General features: G+C 36.3%; 24 protein-coding genes and 1 pseudogene. 9 read left to right on the top strand and 16 right to left on the bottom strand.

Features of this window, described 5'->3' with window-relative positions; translation table 11 throughout:
- Window positions 1–416, bottom strand: a pseudogene (locus J2S06_RS05895) (transposase); the annotation flags it as partial.
- 203 nt (window positions 417–619) lie between these two features.
- Between J2S06_RS05895 and J2S06_RS05890 the strand changes: the two are divergent.
- On the top strand, window positions 620–985 hold the full coding sequence (locus J2S06_RS05890) for a hypothetical protein (protein WP_419151632.1): 366 nt from the start codon (window positions 620–622) through the stop codon (window positions 983–985).
- Between the two features lie 102 nt (window positions 986–1,087).
- Window positions 1,088–1,321, top strand: coding sequence for a helix-turn-helix domain-containing protein (locus J2S06_RS05885; protein WP_044893313.1), 234 nt, complete (start codon window positions 1,088–1,090; stop codon window positions 1,319–1,321).
- 86 nt (window positions 1,322–1,407) lie between these two features.
- Here the strand turns inward: J2S06_RS05885 and J2S06_RS05880 are convergent, their stop codons facing one another.
- Both J2S06_RS05880 and J2S06_RS05875 read right to left on the bottom strand, forming a co-directional pair.
- A complete protein-coding gene (locus J2S06_RS05880; protein ID WP_044893314.1) occupies window positions 1,408–1,656 on the bottom strand; it encodes a YueH family protein in 249 nt (82 codons plus the stop codon).
- Between the two features lie 172 nt (window positions 1,657–1,828).
- The gene (locus J2S06_RS05875; RefSeq protein ID WP_044893315.1) at window positions 1,829–2,047 is read right to left on the bottom strand and encodes a spore germination protein; all 219 of its coding nucleotides are present in this window, start codon (window positions 2,045–2,047) and stop codon (window positions 1,829–1,831) included.
- Window positions 2,048–2,271: 224 nt separating this feature from the next.
- Between J2S06_RS05875 and J2S06_RS05870 the strand changes: the two genes are divergently transcribed.
- Window positions 2,272–2,832: a GNAT family N-acetyltransferase gene (locus J2S06_RS05870; RefSeq protein WP_044893316.1), complete on the top strand. Its 561-nt coding sequence runs from the start codon at window positions 2,272–2,274 to the stop codon at window positions 2,830–2,832.
- 51 nt (window positions 2,833–2,883) lie between these two features.
- On the opposite strand, the gene J2S06_RS05865 is transcribed toward J2S06_RS05870, so the two are convergent.
- The 3 genes from J2S06_RS05865 to J2S06_RS05855 all read right to left on the bottom strand — a co-directional run bounded on the left by J2S06_RS05865 (window position 2,884) and on the right by J2S06_RS05855 (window position 5,856).
- On the bottom strand, window positions 2,884–3,414 hold the full coding sequence (locus J2S06_RS05865) for an HD domain-containing protein (protein WP_419151631.1): 531 nt from the start codon (window positions 3,412–3,414) through the stop codon (window positions 2,884–2,886).
- A gap of 194 nt (window positions 3,415–3,608) precedes the next feature.
- A complete protein-coding gene (locus J2S06_RS05860) occupies window positions 3,609–4,364 on the bottom strand; it encodes a (S)-benzoin forming benzil reductase (RefSeq protein ID WP_419151630.1) in 756 nt (251 codons plus the stop codon).
- A gap of 91 nt (window positions 4,365–4,455) precedes the next feature.
- Window positions 4,456–5,856, bottom strand: coding sequence for an alanine/glycine:cation symporter family protein (locus J2S06_RS05855; RefSeq protein ID WP_459077043.1), 1,401 nt, complete (start codon window positions 5,854–5,856; stop codon window positions 4,456–4,458).
- Window positions 5,857–6,081: 225 nt separating this feature from the next.
- Between J2S06_RS05855 and J2S06_RS05850 the strand changes: the two genes are divergently transcribed.
- A complete protein-coding gene (locus J2S06_RS05850; RefSeq protein ID WP_419151629.1) occupies window positions 6,082–7,305 on the top strand; it encodes a helix-turn-helix domain-containing protein in 1,224 nt (407 codons plus the stop codon).
- A 358-nt stretch (window positions 7,306–7,663) separates the two neighbouring features.
- The gene (gene ald, locus J2S06_RS05845; protein WP_419151628.1) at window positions 7,664–8,794 is read left to right on the top strand and encodes an alanine dehydrogenase; all 1,131 of its coding nucleotides are present in this window, start codon (window positions 7,664–7,666) and stop codon (window positions 8,792–8,794) included.
- Between the two features lie 253 nt (window positions 8,795–9,047).
- Here the strand turns inward: ald and J2S06_RS05840 are convergent, their stop codons facing one another.
- A complete protein-coding gene (locus tag J2S06_RS05840; protein WP_419151627.1) occupies window positions 9,048–9,728 on the bottom strand; it encodes a GOLPH3/VPS74 family protein in 681 nt (226 codons plus the stop codon).
- Window positions 9,729–9,750: 22 nt separating this feature from the next.
- Window positions 9,751–10,275, bottom strand: coding sequence for a DUF6241 domain-containing protein (locus tag J2S06_RS05835; protein ID WP_419151626.1), 525 nt, complete (start codon window positions 10,273–10,275; stop codon window positions 9,751–9,753).
- A gap of 188 nt (window positions 10,276–10,463) precedes the next feature.
- On the opposite strand from J2S06_RS05835, the gene J2S06_RS05830 reads away from it, so the two are divergent.
- Window positions 10,464–10,616: a hypothetical protein gene (locus tag J2S06_RS05830; RefSeq protein ID WP_419151625.1), complete on the top strand. Its 153-nt coding sequence runs from the start codon at window positions 10,464–10,466 to the stop codon at window positions 10,614–10,616.
- A gap of 184 nt (window positions 10,617–10,800) precedes the next feature.
- Here the strand turns inward: J2S06_RS05830 and J2S06_RS05825 are convergent, their stop codons facing one another.
- Window positions 10,801–12,132: a Na+/H+ antiporter family protein gene (locus tag J2S06_RS05825; RefSeq protein ID WP_419151624.1), complete on the bottom strand. Its 1,332-nt coding sequence runs from the start codon at window positions 12,130–12,132 to the stop codon at window positions 10,801–10,803.
- Window positions 12,133–12,500: 368 nt separating this feature from the next.
- Window positions 12,501–14,003 carry a leucyl aminopeptidase gene (locus J2S06_RS05820; protein ID WP_419151623.1) on the bottom strand — a complete coding sequence of 501 codons (1,503 nt, stop codon included), beginning with the start codon at window positions 14,001–14,003 and terminating at the stop codon, window positions 12,501–12,503.
- Window positions 14,004–14,426: 423 nt separating this feature from the next.
- On the opposite strand from J2S06_RS05820, the gene J2S06_RS05815 reads away from it, so the two are divergent.
- Window positions 14,427–14,906 (top strand): divergent PAP2 family protein, encoded by a 480-nt coding sequence (locus tag J2S06_RS05815; protein WP_044747073.1) that lies wholly within the window; start codon window positions 14,427–14,429, stop codon window positions 14,904–14,906.
- A 9-nt stretch (window positions 14,907–14,915) separates the two neighbouring features.
- The gene (locus J2S06_RS05810; RefSeq protein ID WP_419151622.1) at window positions 14,916–15,701 is read left to right on the top strand and encodes a cobalamin-binding protein; all 786 of its coding nucleotides are present in this window, start codon (window positions 14,916–14,918) and stop codon (window positions 15,699–15,701) included.
- A gap of 164 nt (window positions 15,702–15,865) precedes the next feature.
- Here J2S06_RS05810 and J2S06_RS05805 read toward each other — a convergent pair whose 3' ends face one another.
- The 4 genes from J2S06_RS05805 to J2S06_RS05790 all read right to left on the bottom strand — a co-directional run bounded on the left by J2S06_RS05805 (window position 15,866) and on the right by J2S06_RS05790 (window position 18,631).
- Window positions 15,866–16,549, bottom strand: a complete 684-nt coding sequence (locus J2S06_RS05805; protein WP_419151620.1) for a 3D domain-containing protein — start codon at window positions 16,547–16,549, stop codon at window positions 15,866–15,868.
- Between the two features lie 125 nt (window positions 16,550–16,674).
- Complete coding sequence (locus tag J2S06_RS05800; protein WP_419151619.1) at window positions 16,675–16,998, bottom strand: YuiB family protein; 324 nt, start codon at window positions 16,996–16,998, stop codon at window positions 16,675–16,677.
- Window positions 16,999–17,079: 81 nt separating this feature from the next.
- Window positions 17,080–17,202 (bottom strand): YuiA family protein, encoded by a 123-nt coding sequence (locus J2S06_RS05795; protein ID WP_160299039.1) that lies wholly within the window; start codon window positions 17,200–17,202, stop codon window positions 17,080–17,082.
- A 205-nt stretch (window positions 17,203–17,407) separates the two neighbouring features.
- Window positions 17,408–18,631 carry an NAD(P)/FAD-dependent oxidoreductase gene (locus tag J2S06_RS05790; RefSeq protein ID WP_419151617.1) on the bottom strand — a complete coding sequence of 408 codons (1,224 nt, stop codon included), beginning with the start codon at window positions 18,629–18,631 and terminating at the stop codon, window positions 17,408–17,410.
- Between the two features lie 359 nt (window positions 18,632–18,990).
- Between J2S06_RS05790 and J2S06_RS05785 the strand changes: the two genes are divergently transcribed.
- Window positions 18,991–19,986, top strand: a complete 996-nt coding sequence (locus tag J2S06_RS05785) for an NAD(P)/FAD-dependent oxidoreductase (RefSeq protein ID WP_419151616.1) — start codon at window positions 18,991–18,993, stop codon at window positions 19,984–19,986.
- A gap of 93 nt (window positions 19,987–20,079) precedes the next feature.
- On the opposite strand, the gene J2S06_RS05780 is transcribed toward J2S06_RS05785, so the two are convergent.
- A complete protein-coding gene (locus tag J2S06_RS05780) occupies window positions 20,080–20,442 on the bottom strand; it encodes a HesB/IscA family protein (protein WP_044747067.1) in 363 nt (120 codons plus the stop codon).
- Window positions 20,443–20,646: 204 nt separating this feature from the next.
- On the bottom strand, window positions 20,647–21,504 hold the full coding sequence (gene dapF, locus J2S06_RS05775; protein ID WP_419151615.1) for a diaminopimelate epimerase: 858 nt from the start codon (window positions 21,502–21,504) through the stop codon (window positions 20,647–20,649).
- Window positions 21,505–21,523: the final 19 nt, after the last annotated feature.

The following is a 21,523-nucleotide window of genomic DNA, read 5'->3' as shown; positions in this document are numbered from 1 at the left end:
ATATTTTCTTTAACGCTTGCCCGCAGTAATAACGCATATCTTTCATAAAGTTTCTGTACTTGCCTCTCAGAAATTTTCACTTCTTTTTCCGATAATATAGTAGCTATCTCAGATCGAGTCTTATGTTCTTTAAACCGTAAATATCCGATATATGCGATGACATCCATTCCATAAGTAATGTGCTTCATACTTAATTGTTCGGCTTCAGCTGAACGATATACGGTGTCATTAGAACAGGAGTTATTCTCACATCGGTATCCTAGATTTATGATTTTAAATTCACCTTTTAGGGTAGAAATTGTTTTTCTCCAAACAGGGTGACAGTATACTAATTTATTACCACATTCTGGACAATTAGTTATCTCGGGTCTAAAGTATTTTGATTCGATTGGATTTAATCTATTTTTGGTACGCATAAATAATCACCAACTTAAATAAAATTCAGGTCTATTATAACCTAAATTTAATGTTGGTGTTATTTATTCCGTCTAAGTTTTTTTTACATTATTCATTCAATATTTTTTTTCAAAATCCTTTTCATTAGAAAATGTGTCGTCTAAAAAGTTCTTCTTTCATATAGTGTTATAAAAGATTTTTACAGGAGGGGAATAACATAATCATGAAAAATGACACATATTATTCTTTTGGCCCATTTTGGTATTACCGAACACATCCTGATGTTTATTATCGTTATCGCCAATATCCGCAAGTCAATCCATCAATCTTTCATCAATCCGCATCTCTTACACAAAAATTGCTAGAAGAAGCGAACATATTGCTCCAACAATTACAGCGTAATGACTTTGCTTATCAAGTCATGATGTATGCACAAAAGTCACAGCAAAAAGAGGTAGAAAAACTCCTTCAATCAACAGGTGTAAAGGCCCGTATTGAAACAAACTTTAACCCAAATGGAATTCACATTCATTTAATACGAAAGAATATTGATTGCTGCCGAATCATTCTCGCTTTGCGCTGGGGATAAATATCAAAATAGAAAAATGAAATTATAGTTGATTGATCAAGTAAAAATTGTTACAATATTTTCTAAATTCATAAAGAACGGAATTTAAAGGGTGGAGAAGAAATGCCTAAGCAATTTGAAATACATATTAAACTTGATCATTTACTGAAACAGCGAAGAATGACGAAACGTGAATTAGCAAGAAAAGCAGATATACGACATACGCTCGTTTGGGAAATGTGCCATAATAAAACAAAGCGCCTTCCACTAGATAAACTAGCAAAGATTTGCTCAGTTTTAGAAGTTGAAATCCATGATATTATTGAGCTCGTTGAAAAGAAAAAAAATGCTATATAATTTAAACTTTCTAAAGAGGGCGAAGTTCCAAAGAATGCAAGCGTTTGCGGACAGTCTTAGAGCAGGGCTTACCGCCCTGCTCTCTTTTACATTTCATAAACCCATTGCATGATCTTGCTTGTTAATTGAATTGCTACTTGTGGCTCGACATGCTTTTCTAATGATTTTGCTAATCGCATTGACCGTTTCGTTCGATCTTCTACATAAGGAATGACCGTTGACCATTCTATATCGGGGATGGCTACCATTGTATATTCTTCTTTTTTGTTTTCATATAAGTAAACATTTGTAATAAGTTTCCCGTCATTTTCAATATTCGCTTTACGAATTTTCATCTTCTATCACTACCTCTACTCCTATGATCTTTTTCTATTATTAATATAACAAATTTATTCTTAAAGAAAGGCTCTTTTCTAAAAGATTGTTGCTTTACAATCATAGCTTTTCAACTGTCCAGGCAAGCGGCAACATATACGAAAACAACCTATAAAAAACAGGTTTAATATCTTATTTGTTCAATAATTGAGGTTGATCAGAAAGATTAGGGCTTGTTTCATTCGCTAAATTTCGCCCATTCACCATGTGCAGTCGATCACCTGTATTAAAGGCTCCTGATCCAAAAGCGGTTTTTAAGGTAGCTTTCGGAGAAATGGAAAATGTATCGCCAAATTTAACTGAACCATCTCCTATCTGTTCGATTTCGATCGCTCCAACAAATGCTGGCATGCTTATTCACTCCTTATAAAGATTTTCCCGTATAAGCATTTCAATTTCAGTAAGAAAACAGAAGGTAAAACTAGAATAATGCTTTTTTTCGCCTATTGTTTTACATATATATGCTTATTTTTCCATTTTGTGAAAAATCCCAATATAAAATGTACTAGGGTTTAAAGGAATTATCCCAGTTGTTTATGAATATATGATATTAATGATCAAAAAGGAGAAATACCATGTTTAGATTATCTGTTGATGAAAATACGTATATTCATTTAATACAAATTCAGCATGCGAATGAGCTGTTTGAACTCATTAATCAAAACCGTAAGCATTTACGGCGATGGCTGCCCTGGGTTGATAATATGGTTTCACCGATGGATTGCCATTCGATTATCCCTATGTGGATCGAGCAGTTTGTAAAAAACAACGGTTTTCACGGAGGCATTCGTTATAAAGAAAAGCTTGTTGGCATGATTGGACTTCACTATATAGACTGGCAAAATCGCAAAACGAGTATTGGCTATTATCTGGCCAAAAAATACGAGGGAAAAGGGATTGTTACAAAAAGCGTCTCGACAGTTTTACACTACATTTTTGAGGAATTACATTTAAATCGAGTAGAAATTCGCTGTGGTGTTAACAACAATAAAAGTCGAGCAATACCAGAACGCCTAGGCTTTCAGAAGGAAGGGGTTTTACGAGAAGAAGAATGGTTACATCATCAATTTCACGATATCGCTTTGTACAGTATGCTGCAAAAAGATTGGCATATTCGAAAAAATCATATGTGCTGAAAACAGAGTCATTCAATAGAAAATCCACCTCATCCTTTTCGGGGGTGGATTTTAAACAGATTTTTTTAAAAGCTTGCGAAATGGTTGAACCTTATGATCTAATTGTTTGATCTTTTGTAACGCAACATCTTGGTCAATCTGCTTATAATGGTGTTGTCCTTCAGGCTCTTCATCCATTTCATCTGCCATTTTCACAACACGCTGTAAAGGGTTTTGATTTAAATTCCCTTCAGGCAAATACGAATCTGTATGCAGCAATATCGCCAAAGCAATTTGCTTCGCCTTCTCTGGGTCTTCACCAAGTCGTATTAAAAGCTTATGGGCACGCTCAGCACCTTTAATGGCATGAATATCATTTTTTCGATACTTTTCATAATCCCATTTGCCATTTGTAAACCACTCATAATGTCCGATATCGTGAAGTAATGCAGCTTTTGTTGCTAAATCTGGACAAACCCGTTCTTTTAACGCTAAATCGTATGCATAATATGCCGTTTCGATCGCATGAGCCATCCCTGATCTTTTCAAGTACTTTTGGGCAATTGGATGGGTGAATATATCCACTAACGTCACCTTTTTCACATCCATCCCTCCTAAGTTTTTCCTTTTAGATTATCATATGTATTTAAAGAAAGCAATGATTACGTACATTTGAAAATGAATAGAATGATTGAAAAAGAAAAACTTATTTTGCCCAGAAAAATCCGATTCAGTAGTTTACGAACACCCTAACTTTGAGATGAATATATTTTAAACACTTTTAAATTCTTTCCTTTTTAATTAAGTAGAGATTTAATATCATATACTTTCCCGCTTTCAACATTTCCTTGTAATAATGTTAATAATTTACTTGCGACAAGCTGTGGCGAGCGAAGCATCCCTTTTTCATAGTAGTTTTGGAATGTTTTGACTTCGTTAAAATCTTCCACTTGTGAGGTACGAATCGTTTGCTGCATGTCTGTATCCATGATCCCTGGTGAGAAGGCGATAGCTTGTACTGGAAATGATTCATTTTTTTGCTCAAAAGCCAATGTTTTCGTAAACCTTTCTAATCCTGCTTTCGTACTGCTATATGAGCTCCAGCCATGAACGGTACGATTAGCAGCACCTGACGTTACATGTACGATGACTTTCTTACCAGCAAAAGAACGTGTACGTTCTACAAATTGATTAGCAAGTATCATCGGTGCTAATAGGTTGACATTTACACTTCTTACTAGCTCTGTATGATCCATTTTTCCGACAGGCTTAATAGGTTCGATTACCCCTGCGTTTTGAATGAATGTAATAGATTGGGCATCCTTTAAGCGAATATGTTGAAAAACCCTTTCCATTAAAGGAATCAAATGTTCTACCACTGATAAATCTTCCGTTTCAAATAATAGCGGAACCCGATTATCATGCGCTTCTTTTAACAATTTTTCATTTACGGTTCTTGAAATAGCGATAATCGCATTCTCCTCATGAAATAAGCTCTGTACGATTGCCTCTCCCAATCCCTTCGAAGCACCAGTTATAATATAGTAATTCATATTCGAGTCTCCTTTTTATTTCTTCTCCTTTCTATTTTAATAAAAGATTTAAGAAAGAAAAAGGAGAAGCATCTAGGCCTCTCCCCGAACATTAGCTAGCTTTTCTCATCTCTCCTCGACGATAATGTTTTTCAAAAAAGTCATTCGTTTCATCCACAACTACTCTCCATAATAGAAGCAGCGCAACTAAGTTTGGAATCATCATAAGTGCATTCGCCATATCTGCGAACGCCCAAACGAGAGATAAATTTACGACGGCGCCTAAACCACAAGCAAGAATATAAACAATGCGGTAACCTATGATCCCTTTTGTCCCTACTAGATATTCAAAGCATTTTTCACCATATACATACCAACCAACGATCGTAGAAAATCCAAAGAATATGACAGAAAAGGCGACAATATATTCACCAGCCTTCCCTAATACGGAAGCAAAGGCGGCAGATGTTAAAGCACCACCATCTAAGCTTGGGTCATGAGCTGCTCCTGAAATAAGACCTCCTGATGCATCCCAAAACCCTGTAATGACCAGTACTAGTCCGGTCATCGTACAAACAATAATCGTCACAATAAATGTTCCAGTCATGGCAACAAGTGCTTGTTTAACAGGATGGTCAGCTTTTGCATTTCCTGCAATTAAAGCAGCCGTACCTAATCCTGCCTCGTTTGAGAAAATACCTCTTGACACCCCACTTCTCACTGCTTCCATAACTGTAATTCCGACAAAACCACCTGTTGCAGCAACAGGATTCAATGCATAATGAAAAATCATTGCAAATGCTGGAATAATTTGATCATAATGAATGGCTAAAATTAGTAAGGAGCCACCTATGTATAATACCGCCATAATCGGAACAAAAAATCCAGCTACTGTACTAATGCGCTGAATTCCACCAAATACAATGAAACTAGTTAATACCGCTAAAACGATTCCAGTTATCCATCCATTAATGGCAAAGCTGTCTTTAACCACATCAGCAATGGTATTTGATTGCACACTGTTTCCAATTCCTAATGCAGCAAATGCACCGAAAACAGCAAATGCAACAGCTAAAAAGCGGAACTTCTTCCCTAAACCACGTTCAACATAGTACATCGGTCCACTAGAATATTCTCCATGATCGTTTTTGACGCGGTATTTCATCGCTAGCAGAGCTTCCGCATATTTTGTCGCCATTCCTAATAAACCGACTACCCACATCCAAAAAATAGCTCCAGGTCCCCCTAATGTGACCGCTGTAGCGACACCAGCAATATTGCCATTGCCTATCGTTGCTGCGAGTGCCGTCATTAATGCTTTAAAGTTGCTTACATCTCCTTCAGCTTGAGAAGATTCCTGCTGATTTGTAAATCCTAACTTAAATGCAAAAATTAATTTTCGAAATTGTAGTCCTTTGAGAGCAATGGTTAGAAATAAACCTGTTCCAAATAATAGAATTAAACTAGGCGTTCCCCAAAGAAATCCATTTATTTTACTGAGAATATCCATCATGAAATAAAACCTCTTTCTATCGTTTGTTAACGCTTTCATTCAAATAATATAATAAAATTTTAAATAAAATTTGTATTTGTTAATTTTCAAAAAAGAAAACAATAATTTTTGTTAAATTCCACAATGTTAATTATAATAATATTAAAGGATTTCATCTGTCAAAGGTTATTTGTTTTATTAATATATCTTTTAGAAACAGAAGTTCAATTGAAAGGGTAGAAGTTTATGAAGGATCCTTTTAAATATAGTTTTGAACGTCTCGAGGATATTGCGGAAAGAATTAGTGAAGTTCTCGAATGTCCGATCACAATTGAAGATGTAAATCACCGTCTTTTAGCATATAGTACCCATAACGATTGTACTGATCCGGCACGTATTTCCACAATTATTGGACGCAGAGTTCCTGAAAAGGTCATTAATAATTTATGGAAAGATGGTATTATTCAAAAGCTATTGCAAACAGATCAACCCATTAGAGTGAAACAAATTGATGAAGTTGGACTTGGAAACCGTGTTGCCATCTCCATTTGGAGAAATAATGAGGTTTTAGGATTCATTTGGGCTTTAGAAATCCAAAAAAGACTTTCAGATGAAGAATTAGAACTTTTAAAAATGGCGGCACAAGCTGTCAAAAATAAACTATTAAACTTACAAGCTCGGAAAACAAAAATGGAAGAAAGAAACCAGGAGTTTTTCTGGAAGCTTCTCACTAAACATATTTCATCACATGAAGAAATACAAGAAGGATTTCAAAAGCTGCACTTGCCTATTCCCTCGGTATATTCTGTTATAATTCTAAAATTTCAATCTGAAATAACAGACTCTATTGAAAGACAGCTTCAATATTTGTTAAAAACGACTCAAAAAGTCCATCCATTGCTTTCAACAATCGATTATGATCAGATGATCATGTTCATCTCTCCTAAAGGAGTGCAGCCTTTACAAGATTTAAAGATGTTTTTACAGTGGATTGTCACACAGTTAAAAGAACGCTTCATGATCCAAAAGGTGAAAACAAGTATTGGAGGCATTTATACAGATTTAACAAATGTTGAAAAAAGCTATCGAGAAGCGTTATCCGTTCTTGCGATTAAAGAACGGTTTCCAATGGAAACAGAAGGATTAGATTCCTATTCAGAATTAGGAATTTATCAATACTTGGACATATTTTACGAAAAGCGCAAAAAAGATGGTTTTGTCAATTATTCTTTAAACAAATTAAAGGAGTATGATCGAGCGCATCATACAAACCTTGTTGAAACGCTAGAAGTGTTTTTAGATCATGACAGTAACGTCAATGCTGCTGCCAAAAAGCTAAATGTTCATGTTAATACACTTAGCTATCGGTTGAAGCGAATGACGGAAATTGCGGAAATCGATTTGAATAATCCGAATCAAAAAATGACCATTTATTTGGATTTAAAAATTGATAAAATGAAAGATTTGTAAACAAGTATGAACAAAAGCGCGGGGCGTTCGCTAAAGCGGCGTACAAACTAAGACCTTTCAGTAGGAGATAAAGGAAACTCAGGCGATCGTTGAGTCGATGTTGACTTATCGTACAGATGAAACGGGAAGTTTGCTAGCCGCTAACGCCCGGAGCTAGACAAAAAACCAACTATGAACAAGGTTGTCCACAAGTTGTAAATTTATAATTTCCTAAACAATAAGGAAAAGGCATTTGTGAAAAATCACAAATGCCTTTTCTTTCATTCTTTTTTTTTCACGAAGCAGAATCACAAAATTGAAACTATACTAGAATTACATTCAATGTAATCACTTTCAAATCATAAGGAGGAAAGGTCACATGATTATTGGTGTGCCTCGTGAAATAAAAAATAATGAAAACCGTGTAGCTTTAACGCCTGCTGGAGTTATTTCCTTTGTAAATGCAGGTCACCGTGTATTGATTGAGAAAGATGCTGGTATTGGAAGCGGTTTCTCTAATGAAGATTACGCCCAAGCTGGTGCTGATATCATAGAAGATGTAAAAAAAGTTTGGGAAGCAGACATGGTCATGAAAGTAAAAGAACCGCTTCTTGAAGAGTATGGCTACTTTCGTGAAGGATTAGTTTTATTCACTTATTTACATCTTGCTGCTGAACCAGAATTAGCAAAAGCATTAAAGGAAAAAGGTGTTACAGCTATTGCTTATGAAACGGTAACAGAAGGGCGTTCTTTGCCATTATTAACGCCAATGAGCGAAGTTGCTGGTCGCATGGCAGCTCAAATTGGAGCACAATTCCTACAAAAAACAAATGGCGGTAAAGGAATCCTTCTTTCTGGCGTTCCTGGTGTAAACCGTGGCAAAGTGACCATTATCGGCGGTGGTGTCGTTGGTACAAATGCAGCTAAAATCGCTGTTGGTTTAGGTGCAGACGTAACCATTATTGACCTAAGTGCAGATCGTTTACGCCAATTAGATGATATTTTTGGAAAAGATATTAAAACCTTAATGTCCAATCCATTTAACATCGCACAAGCGGTTGCTGAAGCCGATTTATTAATCGGTGCTGTTTTAATTCCTGGTGCTAAAGCCCCTAAACTTGTAACAGAAGAAATGGTTAAAGCGATGAAACCAGGTTCGGTTATTATTGATGTTGCCATCGACCAAGGCGGTATTGTAGAAACTATCGACCATGTTACGACACATGATCACCCTACCTATGAAAAACATGGTGTAGTCCATTATGCCGTTGCCAATATGCCAGGTGCAGTTCCACGCACTTCAACTATCGCTTTAACAAACGTAACTGTACCATATGCACTGCAAATCGCAAACAAAGGTGTTTATAAAGCCATTGCAGAAAATAACGGCATAAAATCTGGCGTAAATGTCGCAAACGGAGAAATCACTTTCGAAGCTGTTGCTCGTGACCTTGGCTATGAATACGTTCCCATTGAAAAAGCTTTGGAAAAAGAATTAGCATCCATTTAATTTTTAAAAAGGTGTTCAACAGAGATTGAACACCTTTTTTCATTATTTTATAGAAAAAGTTGATATTTTTTATGGAGCATGTTCATTCTTTTTTGGCGTCCTGTTCGATTCACAACAACTATTCCTGAAGAAACGAGGATCGTTGCGAAAAATAAATTAAAAGTAAGATGTTCGCTTTGAAGGAATAAAGCAGATAATATTGTACCTACTATTGGAACAACAAATTTATGACACTTTCAATATATTTGCTCAATTAGGAATTACACCCTCCACCACTATCTCCACCTTGACATCCTGAATCTACATAAACAAATACATTTGAAACGTATTCAACATTTTTTAGTGGTAGTGATGGAAATTGGTCAATGGATGAGAGGATTTCTTGTATTCTTTTTTTGGCATACGCTAACTCTGAAATAGAAAAGATTATCTCTTCCATTTTGCAAACAGACAGAATAAGAAGAAGTTCGTCGATATACTTCTCCGTATCTTTTTCATGTAGCACACGGTGTCGAATCTCTTCGATAAGGCTTGTTCTTTGAGAATCATCCAATATTACGTGGTCAACATATGGAAAAATAGAAAGAAATTTTTTCTTTCTCCTTTCTAATACTCCTTTTGCCATTAACTCTTCTTCTAGTTGTGTTCGCAACTCATTTTTTTCATATAACATGTTTAAAAAGTAATCCTTTAATTTATAACCATTTGGCACAAGGGTGACATGTTTTTGCAGTTTTCCTAAAAAGGAATGGGGATGCATTTGATAGCTTTGCAAATAAATTTTTTCCTCATCGATTTTAATTAATTGAAGGTGTTGCAAATCTAGAAGTCCAGCTAAAATCAATCCACCTTCTAAATAAGGGTAAGATCGGTGGTCCTTTTTAGAATCTATACTTAACAAATAAAACTGTTCACAAAGGAAAGTTTGTTTCATGATCCATCACCTGCTTGAATTTTTATTTTAGAACCTTTTTATACTTTTCTAAGTAAGCTTCCTCCTCCTCCTTTGTTAAAACCCCAGTTGCTTTGCCCACTGTACCTCCTTGCAGCCTCCAAATCTCATTATGATCTTGATCTGCTTGTGAAAAGTCGCCATTTTTCCATCTTGATAAAATATCAAGGTATAATTCTTTATGTTTATAGTCTCCGTTTTTGACAACGTCGATTAAAAACTGAATTCGTTCCTCTGTTATAAAATAATGAATCCATTTTTCATCAGCTTTTACTTTTTGATGGGACATGCCGTGTATATAGTTTTGGATATCTTTTTCTGACAAATCCACCCCTTTATCACCAAAAGGATTTTCGCTTATTTCAACTTGAACATTTACTTCCTGAGAAGAAGGTGTCTTTTCGGACTTGAACTCTTTTGTATTTTCAGACCTAAACAAATCCAAAAAAATATATGTAAGGATGCTCACACAAATAAAAACCGAAACAGCGATAGATGCCATAGCTTTATGCTGTTTCAACCAAAGCATTCTCTTCCCCCCCCCTTTTTTGCTCATTTTATCCTGTGACAAATACCCGTTTCAATCATATCGTACATTATAACAGAGCATAATATTGTCAAATTTTGAAGAAAAATAGTAAACTATTTTATAACGTTTAAAAACAATAAAGCTTGGCGAAACCAATAATAAATAAGCTCGGATGAGGAGGAACAATGATGATTGCGTTAAAAAAATATTTTTTAAGTGAAAAAGAACGGGAACAATATGAACAAAAGCTATTGGAAGCTTATCCCCAATTTATGGAGAAAATTTATCATCTCGATGATGAGGAGTTATTGGAGCAATATAAACGTCTTGAACATTCTTAAATGAATGTGTAAACGATAAAGGATTTTTTCTAAAAGATGAGCTTTTCGACTGTCATACAAGAAACACGTTTGTGATTTCACGCTATAGCGTGAAATCAATGGTCGAACAAAGGTGATTTGTCCGGCCACGTGCTTTGTTCGGTTCATCGACAGTCGAAAAGCAACAAGTATACGAAAACAGCCATTATAAAAGAATTGCTGCTATCCAGCCAAATATCATTAAAGGAATGTTGTAATGAATAAATGTAGGTACACATGTATCCCATATATGATTATGGCGCCCATCTGCATTAAGTCCAGAGGTAGGTCCTAATGTACTGTCTGAAGCAGGGGATCCAGCGTCTCCTAATGCACCTGCTGTTCCCACGATAGCAATCGTCGCCAACGAACTAAACCCTAATTCCAAACAGAGTGGAACGAAAATCGTAGCAATAATAGGAATTGTTGAAAATGATGACCCAATTCCCATTGTAATCAATAAACCGACAGCAAGCATTAATAAGGCTGCTAATGATTTGTTATCGCCGATCCATTGTGCAGAAGCTTGAACTAATGATTCAACTTCACCTGTTTCTTTTAAAACATTGGAAAATCCTGAAGCGGTAATCATAACAAAGCCAATAAAGGCCATCATTTTCATACCTTCTGTAAGTATATAATCGGCGTCCTTCCATCTTAATTCTCCACTAGCATATATAACAAGAATACCGGCAAGAGCTCCTAAAATCATTCCATTTACTTCTAAAGCTTGAGATAAATATAATTGAATAGACAACGACACAACGATCGATAAAATCGCCATGATAATCCCTTTATTCGTGTAACGACGATTGTTTTCGCTATTCAGATCTTGATTAACGTAATTTCTTGGTTTGCGATAACTAAAGAAATTAGCTATTATTAATCCAATTAACATCCCTGCTACAGGAATTAGCATAGCTGTTGGAATATCGCTTAAGCTAATCTGTAATCCGCTTGCTTCCATATTGTCTTGAATGATTTGATGATAAATTGATCCAAATCCAACTGGAAGCAAAATATACGGTGCCGTTAAACCGAACGTAATGACAGTTGCCACTAATCGACGATCGATCTTCAATTCATTAAAAACTTTTAATAACGGAGGAATGAGCACCGGAATAAAGGCAATATGCACCGGAATTACATTTTGGGAAAAAATTGAAACAATTAAAATAATGAATAAAATAAGTGCTTTTGAAAGCTTCTTTTTCTGTGAATCTCCGTTTCTTCCAACCATTCGTATAGTCCAATCAATCATGGCATCAGGGAGACCGGTTTTCGATATGGCAACTGCATAGGCTCCAAGTGCAGCATAGCTTAGAGCAACAGTGGCATTATCACCAAGACCTTCTGTGAAAGCTGAAATGGTAGCTTTTATATCAAGCCCGCCAGCCAATCCGCCTACTAGTGCTCCAATCACGAGCGCAAACATGACATTTAATCGTAGTAAACTCAATACCAGCATACATAATACAGCAATGATGACAGCATTCATCTAGAAGCAACCTCCAATAATTAATACTTTAGTTTGCTAATATGTTAGAGAATTAAAAACAACAGTGCTAACTTATCATATGCATGCCTTTTGTGTCAATAAAATGCCATTTAATCGATATATTAAATATTTTCAAAAAATAGAAGATCGATGATTGAAGCTTAGGCGTACGGCGTCTTTTTAAAAAAAGAGAATTGTTTTTGTACGAGCTTTCCCGACAATGCGATTGAACTCTCTGCTGTCAAGTAAAAGACTACTTTGTGCGAAAAAAGAAGCTGTCCCAAGAAGCATCATACCTCTGAAACCGTCATTGAATCAATGAGCAATGTGTGAGGTCAGACACTTATCGGACAGCCTTTTAACATCTCTTATTTCATCGGTTTAAAATTCTCCACAAAAAAAGCTAACGTTCGTGTCATAACACCTGTTGCACCTTTTGGACCTAGAGAACTCCCATTAGATGTTGTGGCAGTACCAGCTATATCTAAGTGAATCCATGGTGTATTCTCAGCAAATTCAGCTAGAAAGGCCCCTGCCATAATCGCATGTCCTTCCCGGCCTGGAGAATTATTTAAATCCGCCATTTTACTATTTCTTACTCTTTCTAGATCCTTATCAATAATCGGAAGCTGCCAAATTCGCTCTCCGCATTGCTTCGAAGCTTTTAAAAATTGAGCAAACATCCCTTCATGATTCGTCATGGCCCCTGTCGTATGAGTTCCTAACGCAACAACAATTCCCCCTGTTAATGTTGCAACATCGATAATATAATCCGCTTTATGGTGCTTTGCATACGTAATCGCATCCGCTAATGCTAATCGCCCTTCAGCGTCTGTATTTATAATTTCAATCGTTTTACCACTCAGTGATGTAATCACATCGTCTGGCTTCATCGAACTTCCACTGATCATATTGTCGGTAGCAGGAATGACGGCTACAACATTTTGGGCAGGACGTTGTTCACCAATAATCTCCATAGCCCCTAACACAGCTGCTGCACCAGCCATATCTGTTTTCATATTGACTAAACCGTCTCGAGGTTTAAGTGAATAGCCGCCAGAATCATATGTAATCCCCTTTCCTACAAGAGCAATGACATCCTCCCAATTTTCTTTTCCTTGATATTTTAAAACAATCATTTTCGGCGGCTCATCAGATCCTTTATTAACCGCTAATATTCCACCCATTCCGATCTTTTCCATTGTTTCCTTTTCGATAATTTCTATTTCAAAGTGATATTTTTGCGCCAAGTCGACAGCGTAACGGGATAATTCTGCAGCTGTTAATAAGTTACTCGGCATATTCACTAATGTTCTTGCCGAATTGGTTCCTTTCCCATAAACAAAACCAATGGACAAATTTTTTTGAATTCCTTCTAAATTCTTTTCCGTAATAACGGTTATTTCCTCTATTTGTTTATCCGGTCCATTTGATTTATGCTTGTAATCCTTTATTTTGTAAGTTGATAATGGGAAAGCTTCTCCTAAAGACAAAGCAGCTTCCAACAATTCTGATTCTTCCTGAACAAATGTATCGAGCGCAATCGCTAGCCTTTGTATTTTTGCTTCTTGAATCGTTTGAAAAACCTTGCCAAATATTTCTTTCCGCAATTCGTTGTCCAATTGCTTTCGTTTTCCAAGCCCGACAAAATAAATGCGTTTAATATTCAGTTTTCCTAACGGAAAGAATTTGGTTATTTCTTTTTTCTTCGTTGAGATATCGCCCGTTTTGATTAAGGTTAAAAGATGTCCATCTAGCTTGTCATCTAATTGTTTGATTATACCTGTTAACGGCTGATTTTTTTGAAATAATCCAACAACAAGTGTTTCGATATATCCTTGTAAATCAAGCTGCGGTTGAACATGAAACAAAAACGGCACCCCCAGTTTGGAAAACATAAAGATTTTTTTAGGCTCTTTTCAAAAGGATTGTTGCTTTACAATAGCTTTTCGACTGTCAAGCGATACGCTTGCTATGTCACTTACAAGCGTGACGTGCACCGAACAAAAGTTGATTGTCGGACATATGTAATTTGTCCGACCTTATGCTTTGTTCGGTTCATGGACAGTCGAAAAGCAACAAAGATTTCGAAAACAGCCTTTTTTTAAATCAAATACCTCTCTTAATATAAATGCAATGGATGTTATTTTGTATGATAAATATGAACGAAAAGTCATATAGATCATTGGAGACAATCTCAACCAAGACAGCTCTTATTATGTTAAGATTGAATTAAAAGTTCAACTTTTTAGACTCTATATAAGACAATAGAGAAAGGATGCTTTTATTACAACATGGAAATACTATTTAATTTTCCGCTTCTATCAGCCTTATTTTCCATCTTTTTTGCACAATTTATTAAAGTACCGATTCAATATATTGCAACGAAAAAAATCGATTGGTCTTTATTAACGAGCACTGGTGGGATGCCAAGCTCACACTCTGCTGCTGTCACCGCTTTATCAACAGCTGTCGCTTTAGAACATGGACTTGATTCTTCCATTTTTGCCATTTCAGCTATATTTGCCATCATAACAATGTTTGATGCAACAGGTGTACGCAGACACGCAGGTGAGCAAGCAACGGTTTTAAATAAGCTTGTAGCAGACTTTAATCGTTTTGTGGAAGAAGCAAAAGTATGGCCGAAAACCGAAAAACAAGAAAAGCAGAAAATGCTGAAAGAATTACTAGGACATCAGCCAATTGAAGTCTTTTTTGGAGGGTTAACAGGCATTTTATTAACATTCATTTTATATTACGTTATGATTTTGTAGGTGATCAAAATGAGGATTGTTTCCATTTGTCCAAGTAATACAGAAATTGCTGTTTGGTTAGGTTTGGAAGATCAGCTCATCGCTTTAGATGATTACTCAGATTGGCCGAAAAAAATCGGGCACCTCCCTCGCCTAGGCCCCGATTTATCCATTGATATCGATCAGCTTGAGCAATTAAAACCTGATCTTGTTTTATCCTCTCTTAGCGTCCCAGGGATGGAACGTAATGTAGAAGAATTGGAAAAAAGAGGAATTCCCCAGCTCGTTTTAAACCCGCAATCCTTAGAAGATATCGCGACTGACATTTTAAAAGTTGGCAAAGCTTGCAAAATCGAAAAATTAGCGCAGCAAAAAGCCAATCTATTTCTAATGCAGCTAGAAAAATATAAGCACTTATCTTCTACAGTAACAAAAAGGCCAACTGTCTACTTCGAATGGTGGCCAAAACCGATTTTCACACCTGGTAAACGAAATTGGTTAACCGAAATATGTGAGCTTGCAGGTGGGAAAAATTGTTTTGGCCATGTAGAATTAGCCAGCGTCCAAACAACTTGGGAGGATGTTGTTTTAAGAAACCCTGATTATATATGCTTAGTTTGGGTTGGTGTGAAACAAGAAAAAATGAACGTTTCTCATTTATTAAAGCGACCAAATGCAGAAAACTTACAAGCTGTCAAGAATGAAAAAATCTATCTTCTTGAAGAGGCCTTATTTTGCCGTCCATCACCACGACTTTTAGAAGGTCTCCAGTATTTGGCGCAAATACTTCATCCAACCATTTATGCAAAAGAATAGACAAAGTCTTTATAAAAGAATTTTTTCAGACTGAATAAAAAACTCATGTCTAGAGGCACGAGCCCGATGAGAAGCGAGGTGACCACGTACGGTACTGAGCATTCGAGGAGGGGGAAGTAAAAGTTGCGAGCGTTTACTGGAAAGTCTGAAGCTAAGCGATTCGCTTAGCTTTTCGAATTTATAATTTTTTGGCGAAATACTTTCATGGATTCATTTTCATTTAATGTTGTTAACTCTTCTTCGCTTAATGTTCCCTTTCCCATTTTGATGACATATACATCCAGCTTTTTCTTTCCCCAATGCTTATACACGTCTTCTACTGTTTCATAATATAAGTCTAGGCGATTTCCTTTAATGGCCCCTCCTTTATCAGCGACAACACCGTAACCATAACCTGGGATAAAAAGAATTGTTCCAATCGGAAAAACATTTAAATCAGCAGCAATGGTTGAATATAAATCTCTTTTTACTTTTACTCCGGAATATGTAATCCCGTAGCCAGGGTGTCCTGGATGCTTCCCTGTTGATTCATAACCTGCCGTATAACCGGTTGCTACAACGGTTTTTTTCGGATATTTCGACCAATCAACAGCATCTTCTAATGTCAATGATTCATTTACTTCTTTTCTGCTTGACGATATTTTTGTATCGGGAACGGGAAGTCTATGTAAAAACTTATCAGCAAATTCCGTCTGTTTCATTTCATAGGTTACGCCTATTTGCTTCGTTCCCCATCGAACAATTTCCTTTGCTTGAACACCTGAAACTGCTTCATACGTTGAAAGTAAAGCGGTTATAAATAAGATGGTCATCAATGTCCTTCGAGACCATGTCCTTATACTTTTCATTTTTTTCCTTTTCACTCCTCTCACATCTAGTCGTTTCCCAAAAATTTAGAAAATATACGTTAAAAATAAAATTTTGGTGAGAGAAGGAAATAAAAAACGATGTATCTTTACTTATTGATACATCGCTAAAACATTTGGTATCCTCGGTTTCTTAACATTTTAATGACAATTCCAGATAAAATAGCACCTAGTAATCCGCTTGCAAGTATTAAAATGTCCGCCACAGCTAAAGAAGTAATTTTATCTCCTAATGCCCCAAAGGAAGAACCTGGGGAACGGAAATAATCAATAAAGCGAACCTCATCTATAATAAATACACATACAATAGGATATATGATTGCCATAATCCATGACATTCGAAGCAACATATTTAATAAAAACCCGATACCAAAAAATAAGACTAAAAATAAAAGCATCGAAATAAGGAGAACAGGTAAGCTCATTGGCATGTCCATCACCTCCAGTACACCATTTTAAGTGTACTGAATGACCGCCTAACAGTCAATCATTCGGCTTGACCTAGTGTGCAATTAAGGTTTTTTCCCTGTTCCTTTACAGCATTGACACGTTTCTGTTCCACCTAATATTAATTGGAAATATCCCTGTCCTTCACAATATGGACAACGTTTTTGTTTAATCTGTGTTGTCGTCATCACAATCTCTCCCTTTTGCTTTTCGAATAATATTATCAAGTTATCGATAAGCAGCAAAGTGAGAGTTTTCGGCAAAAACGGGTATGAAAGCGAATACAAATATAATTTGCTCCGATTTTCTTCTTTTTTCTTATTTTTTGAAAATTTAAAATAAATATAAAAGAGCAAAGGATATGTCCTTTGCTCGTGTTTTTTATCCTTAAAATTAGAATAATTTAAACTTACCTTTTTTCATAACTAAAGATGCGCCACCAACCATATAAAGGGCACGGTTATCGATCATCTTCTTCATAAAGGAAGCTTTAGAGCCAACTAATTTCTTACCAAATACAACACCGACTGCATCGTCTTCACCTAATGAAGCAACGGTTCCTTTAATATCTGGCTTAAACTCAATCAATTCACCTTGACCACGAATTAATGCTGCTAAGTTTTTCGCACAAACCTCACCTTGCTGCATCGCAATTTGTGCTGTTGGCGGATATGGTCGATCTGTTTCTTCATTAATAATTAAAGAGCAGTCTCCAATTATAAATACGTCTTCATGACCTGGAGCACGTAAATCTTTTTCTACTTTTACCCGGCCACGCATCGCTTCAAATCCAGACTCTTCCACAATGCTATTACCGCGAACGCCAGCTGCCCAAATAACCGTTCCTGCTTTAATTTCTTCCGTTTTGTCATCTTTCGCGACAACAATACCATTTTCAGTACATTCCTTAATCATTGTGCCAATTTTAAATTCGACACCTTTTCGTTGCAAGTGCTCAACCGCATACTCAACTAGCTCTGGATCAAATCCTGGTAATGCAGTTGGAGCAGCCTCTACACAAATAATGCGCACTTTTTTATGATCGATATCATATTCACGGCAAAGTTCAGGTACGCGGTTTGCTAACTCACCTAAAAACTCTATGCCTGTAAAGCCAGCTCCACCTACAACAATAGTTAAACGTGTATCATCTTTCACTTCCTCCGTGTTGTAAGTGGCAAATTGATATTCAATATGCTCACGAATTTGACGAGCAGAGTTAATATTTGAAATGGTGAAAGCGTATTCTTTTAAGCCCTGAATACCGAATGTTTCAGGATGGGCACCAAGAGCAATGACAAGATAATCGTATTCAAGCTCTCCATTTTCAAGAATCACTTTCTTTTCATCTTTTTTAATTAATTTCACTGTATCTTGTACAAAATTGACGCGGCTTGTATCAATAACATCTTTAATTTGATAACGGCAGCGATCATGATGCAAAGTGCCTGCTGAAGCCTCATGCAGCCATGTTGTTTCGTAGTGATAATCATGTTTATTGACTAACGTAATGTCAGCCTCATTTACACTCACCATTTTTTGAAGGCGAGTTGCTGTCATTAATCCACCGTAACCAGCGCCTAAAATAACTACTTTAGGTTTTCTCACAGGACACACCAACCTTTTCACTAAATTAATGTTTGATTAAGGAAGGAATCATTCGAATCCTTTACAACAGAAAAAAAGTTTGTGAAGATCTTCACTTTCATTGGCAAAAACATTCAACAATTTGTAAAAATAATTTCATAAAATCTTAACATTATAATTGCCTATAGTCATAATAGCTCTTTATTCGACATTTTTCAAGGTGGAAAATGAGTTCAGAAAAGTCAGCTTATTTCTTTTTAACTGAACATCGCCCTATTATTTTTTTAAATTTTTTTAAAATTCCATCTCCATCGTGAAAATAATTTAAAGATAATTGTATCAATTTATGTTATCATATAGCTTAAGATGCGACATGGGGGGATGTAGTGTTGAAGGAAGACCAAAAAATTTATGATATTACGATTATTGGTGCAGGACCAGTCGGGTTATTTACCGCATTTTACGGTGGTATGAGACAAGCAACGGTTAAAATCATTGAAAGCTTACCACAAATAGGAGGACAACTTTCGGCGTTGTATCCGGAAAAATACATATACGATGTAGCCGGTTTTCCAAAAATTCGGGCGCAAGAGCTAGTCAATAACTTAAAGGAACAAATGGCTAAATTTGAGCAAACCATTTGCCTAGAGCAAGAAGTTCAAGAAGTTGAAAAACAAGCAGATGGTATTTTCAAATTAAAAACAAACAAAGAGATACACTATTCAAAAACAATTATTATTACAGCTGGAAACGGGGCATTCCAACCACGGAAACTCCAATTACCTGAAGCAGAAAAATTTGAAGGAAAGAATTTACATTATTTTATAAATGACTTAAATCAGTTTGCTGGAAAACGTGTTGTCATTTGTGGTGGTGGCGATTCTGCCGTTGACTGGGCATTAATGCTTGAACCGATAGCTGAAAAAGTGACAGTTGTTCACCGTCGGGACAAATTCCGTGCCCATGAGCATAGTGTGGAAAACTTGAAAAATTCAAATGCTGAGATTTTAACTCCTTTCGTTCCTGTTCAACTCATAGGCGATGAAAATATTAATCAAATCGTCTTGGAGGAAGTAAAAGGTGAGCGCAAAGAAGTCATCGATGTTGATGATGTGATCGTAAACTTCGGGTTTGTATCTTCACTAGGCCCAATTAAAAATTGGGGCTTAGAAATTGAGAAAAACTCCATTTTAGTTAACTCCAAAATGGAAACAAACATTAAAGGAATTTATGCAGCAGGAGATATTTGCACTTATGATGGAAAGGTAAAATTGATCGCAAGCGGCTTCGGGGAAGCGCCTACAGCCGTCAATAATGCCAAATCCTATATCGATCCTAAATCTCGCGTCCAACCGATGCATAGTACGAGCATGTTTAATGAGTAGATCGCTCTTTCCTTAAAATTAAGAGGAGAAATATTCAAACAGAAACGGACCATATATTTGGTCCGTTTGTTGTTGTCTATTTTCTTATCACCTTTAACATTCCTCAGGCGTACCAGCATTTGTAGCCGTACGGAATGAAGAGCCGCAACCACATTGAGCGATGGCATTCGGATTATCGATGGTAAAACCTCCACCCATAAGGGATTGTTTATAATCAATTTTCGTACCCTTTAAAATAGGAGCACTTTCTTTATCTACAAGAATGGTAATACCATGTTGTGTAAATTCATGGTCACCATCGTTCTTTTCGTGGTCAAATCCCATTCCATAAGAAAGACCGCTGCATCCTCCTCCTTTAACACCAACCCGTAAAAATGCACCTTCTTCACCATGTTCTTTCATCATATCTTTTATTTGATAAGCAGCAGCTTCTGTTAATGTTATAATATCAGACATCTTCATCCCTCCAATCTGTTAATTTTAAGTATAGCTCATCTCTGTTTCCTACTCAAATAAGTAGGTTTTGCTTGTATCCGTCCGATCATAATGAAGGAAATACTGTCCAATATTTGTCGAATACAATCTATTTTTTGTCGAATACGATCCAAACTTTGTCGAATACGATCCAAACTTTGTCGAATACGATCCAAACAGACCTATTTACTCATAATAATAAGTGCCTGTGCAAACCGTTTCAGCTGGTCCTGTCATGAATACACGGCCATCTTCAGTCCAGTTAATGATCAAATCCCCACCAGCAAGATGAACGACGGTTTCTTTTCCGCGTTTTGTATGGTTATTTAAAACAGATGCTACGACTGCTGCACACGCTCCTGTTCCACAAGCTTGTGTAACTCCGGATCCTCTCTCCCATACACGAAAATGAATTTCTTGTTCATTGACCACTTCAACGAATTCTACATTAACCCCTTCTGGAAATCGTTGATCCTTTTCGACGATAGGCCCTAATGTTGTAACGGGGGCTTCTTCAATATTACGGACATAGAATATAATATGAGGATTTCCCATTGAAACAGTTGTGACATCATATAACTGTCCATTAAATTCCATTTTTTCTGAAATGGTATATTCTTCAGGATTCCCTAGCATCGGTATTTCTTTCTTTTGCAATCTAGGATATCCCATATCAATGGTAACATTGTGAACAATATTCCCTTTTACATGAACCTCTGCTTCTACTAATCCTGATAACGTTTCAATCATGAATTTTCGTTCTTTTACTAGGTTATGCTCATATGCATATTTTGCAACGCAGCGAAGCCCATTCCCACAATTTTTTCCTTCAGATCCATCATTGTTAAAAATGCGCATTTTAACAGGCGCTTTTTCCGAAGGGCAAATAAGAATAAGACCATCGGAGCCAATTCCTGTATGGACGTTTGAAACTTGAATAGCCAAATGAGAAAGCTTTGATTCTTCAATTTGTTCTTCAAACATGTTCACATAAATATAACTGTTTCCTAATCCATGCATTTTAGTAAACTGAAATGTTTTCATGATTTCCTCCCAAAATTTT

It is taken from the genome of Bacillus alveayuensis (assembly GCA_030812955.1).
GTDB lineage: Bacteria > Bacillota > Bacilli > Bacillales > Aeribacillaceae > Bacillus_CB > Bacillus_CB alveayuensis.
The sequence above is the reverse complement of the archived record's forward strand: the minus strand, read 5'-3'. Positions and strand labels throughout refer to the sequence as shown.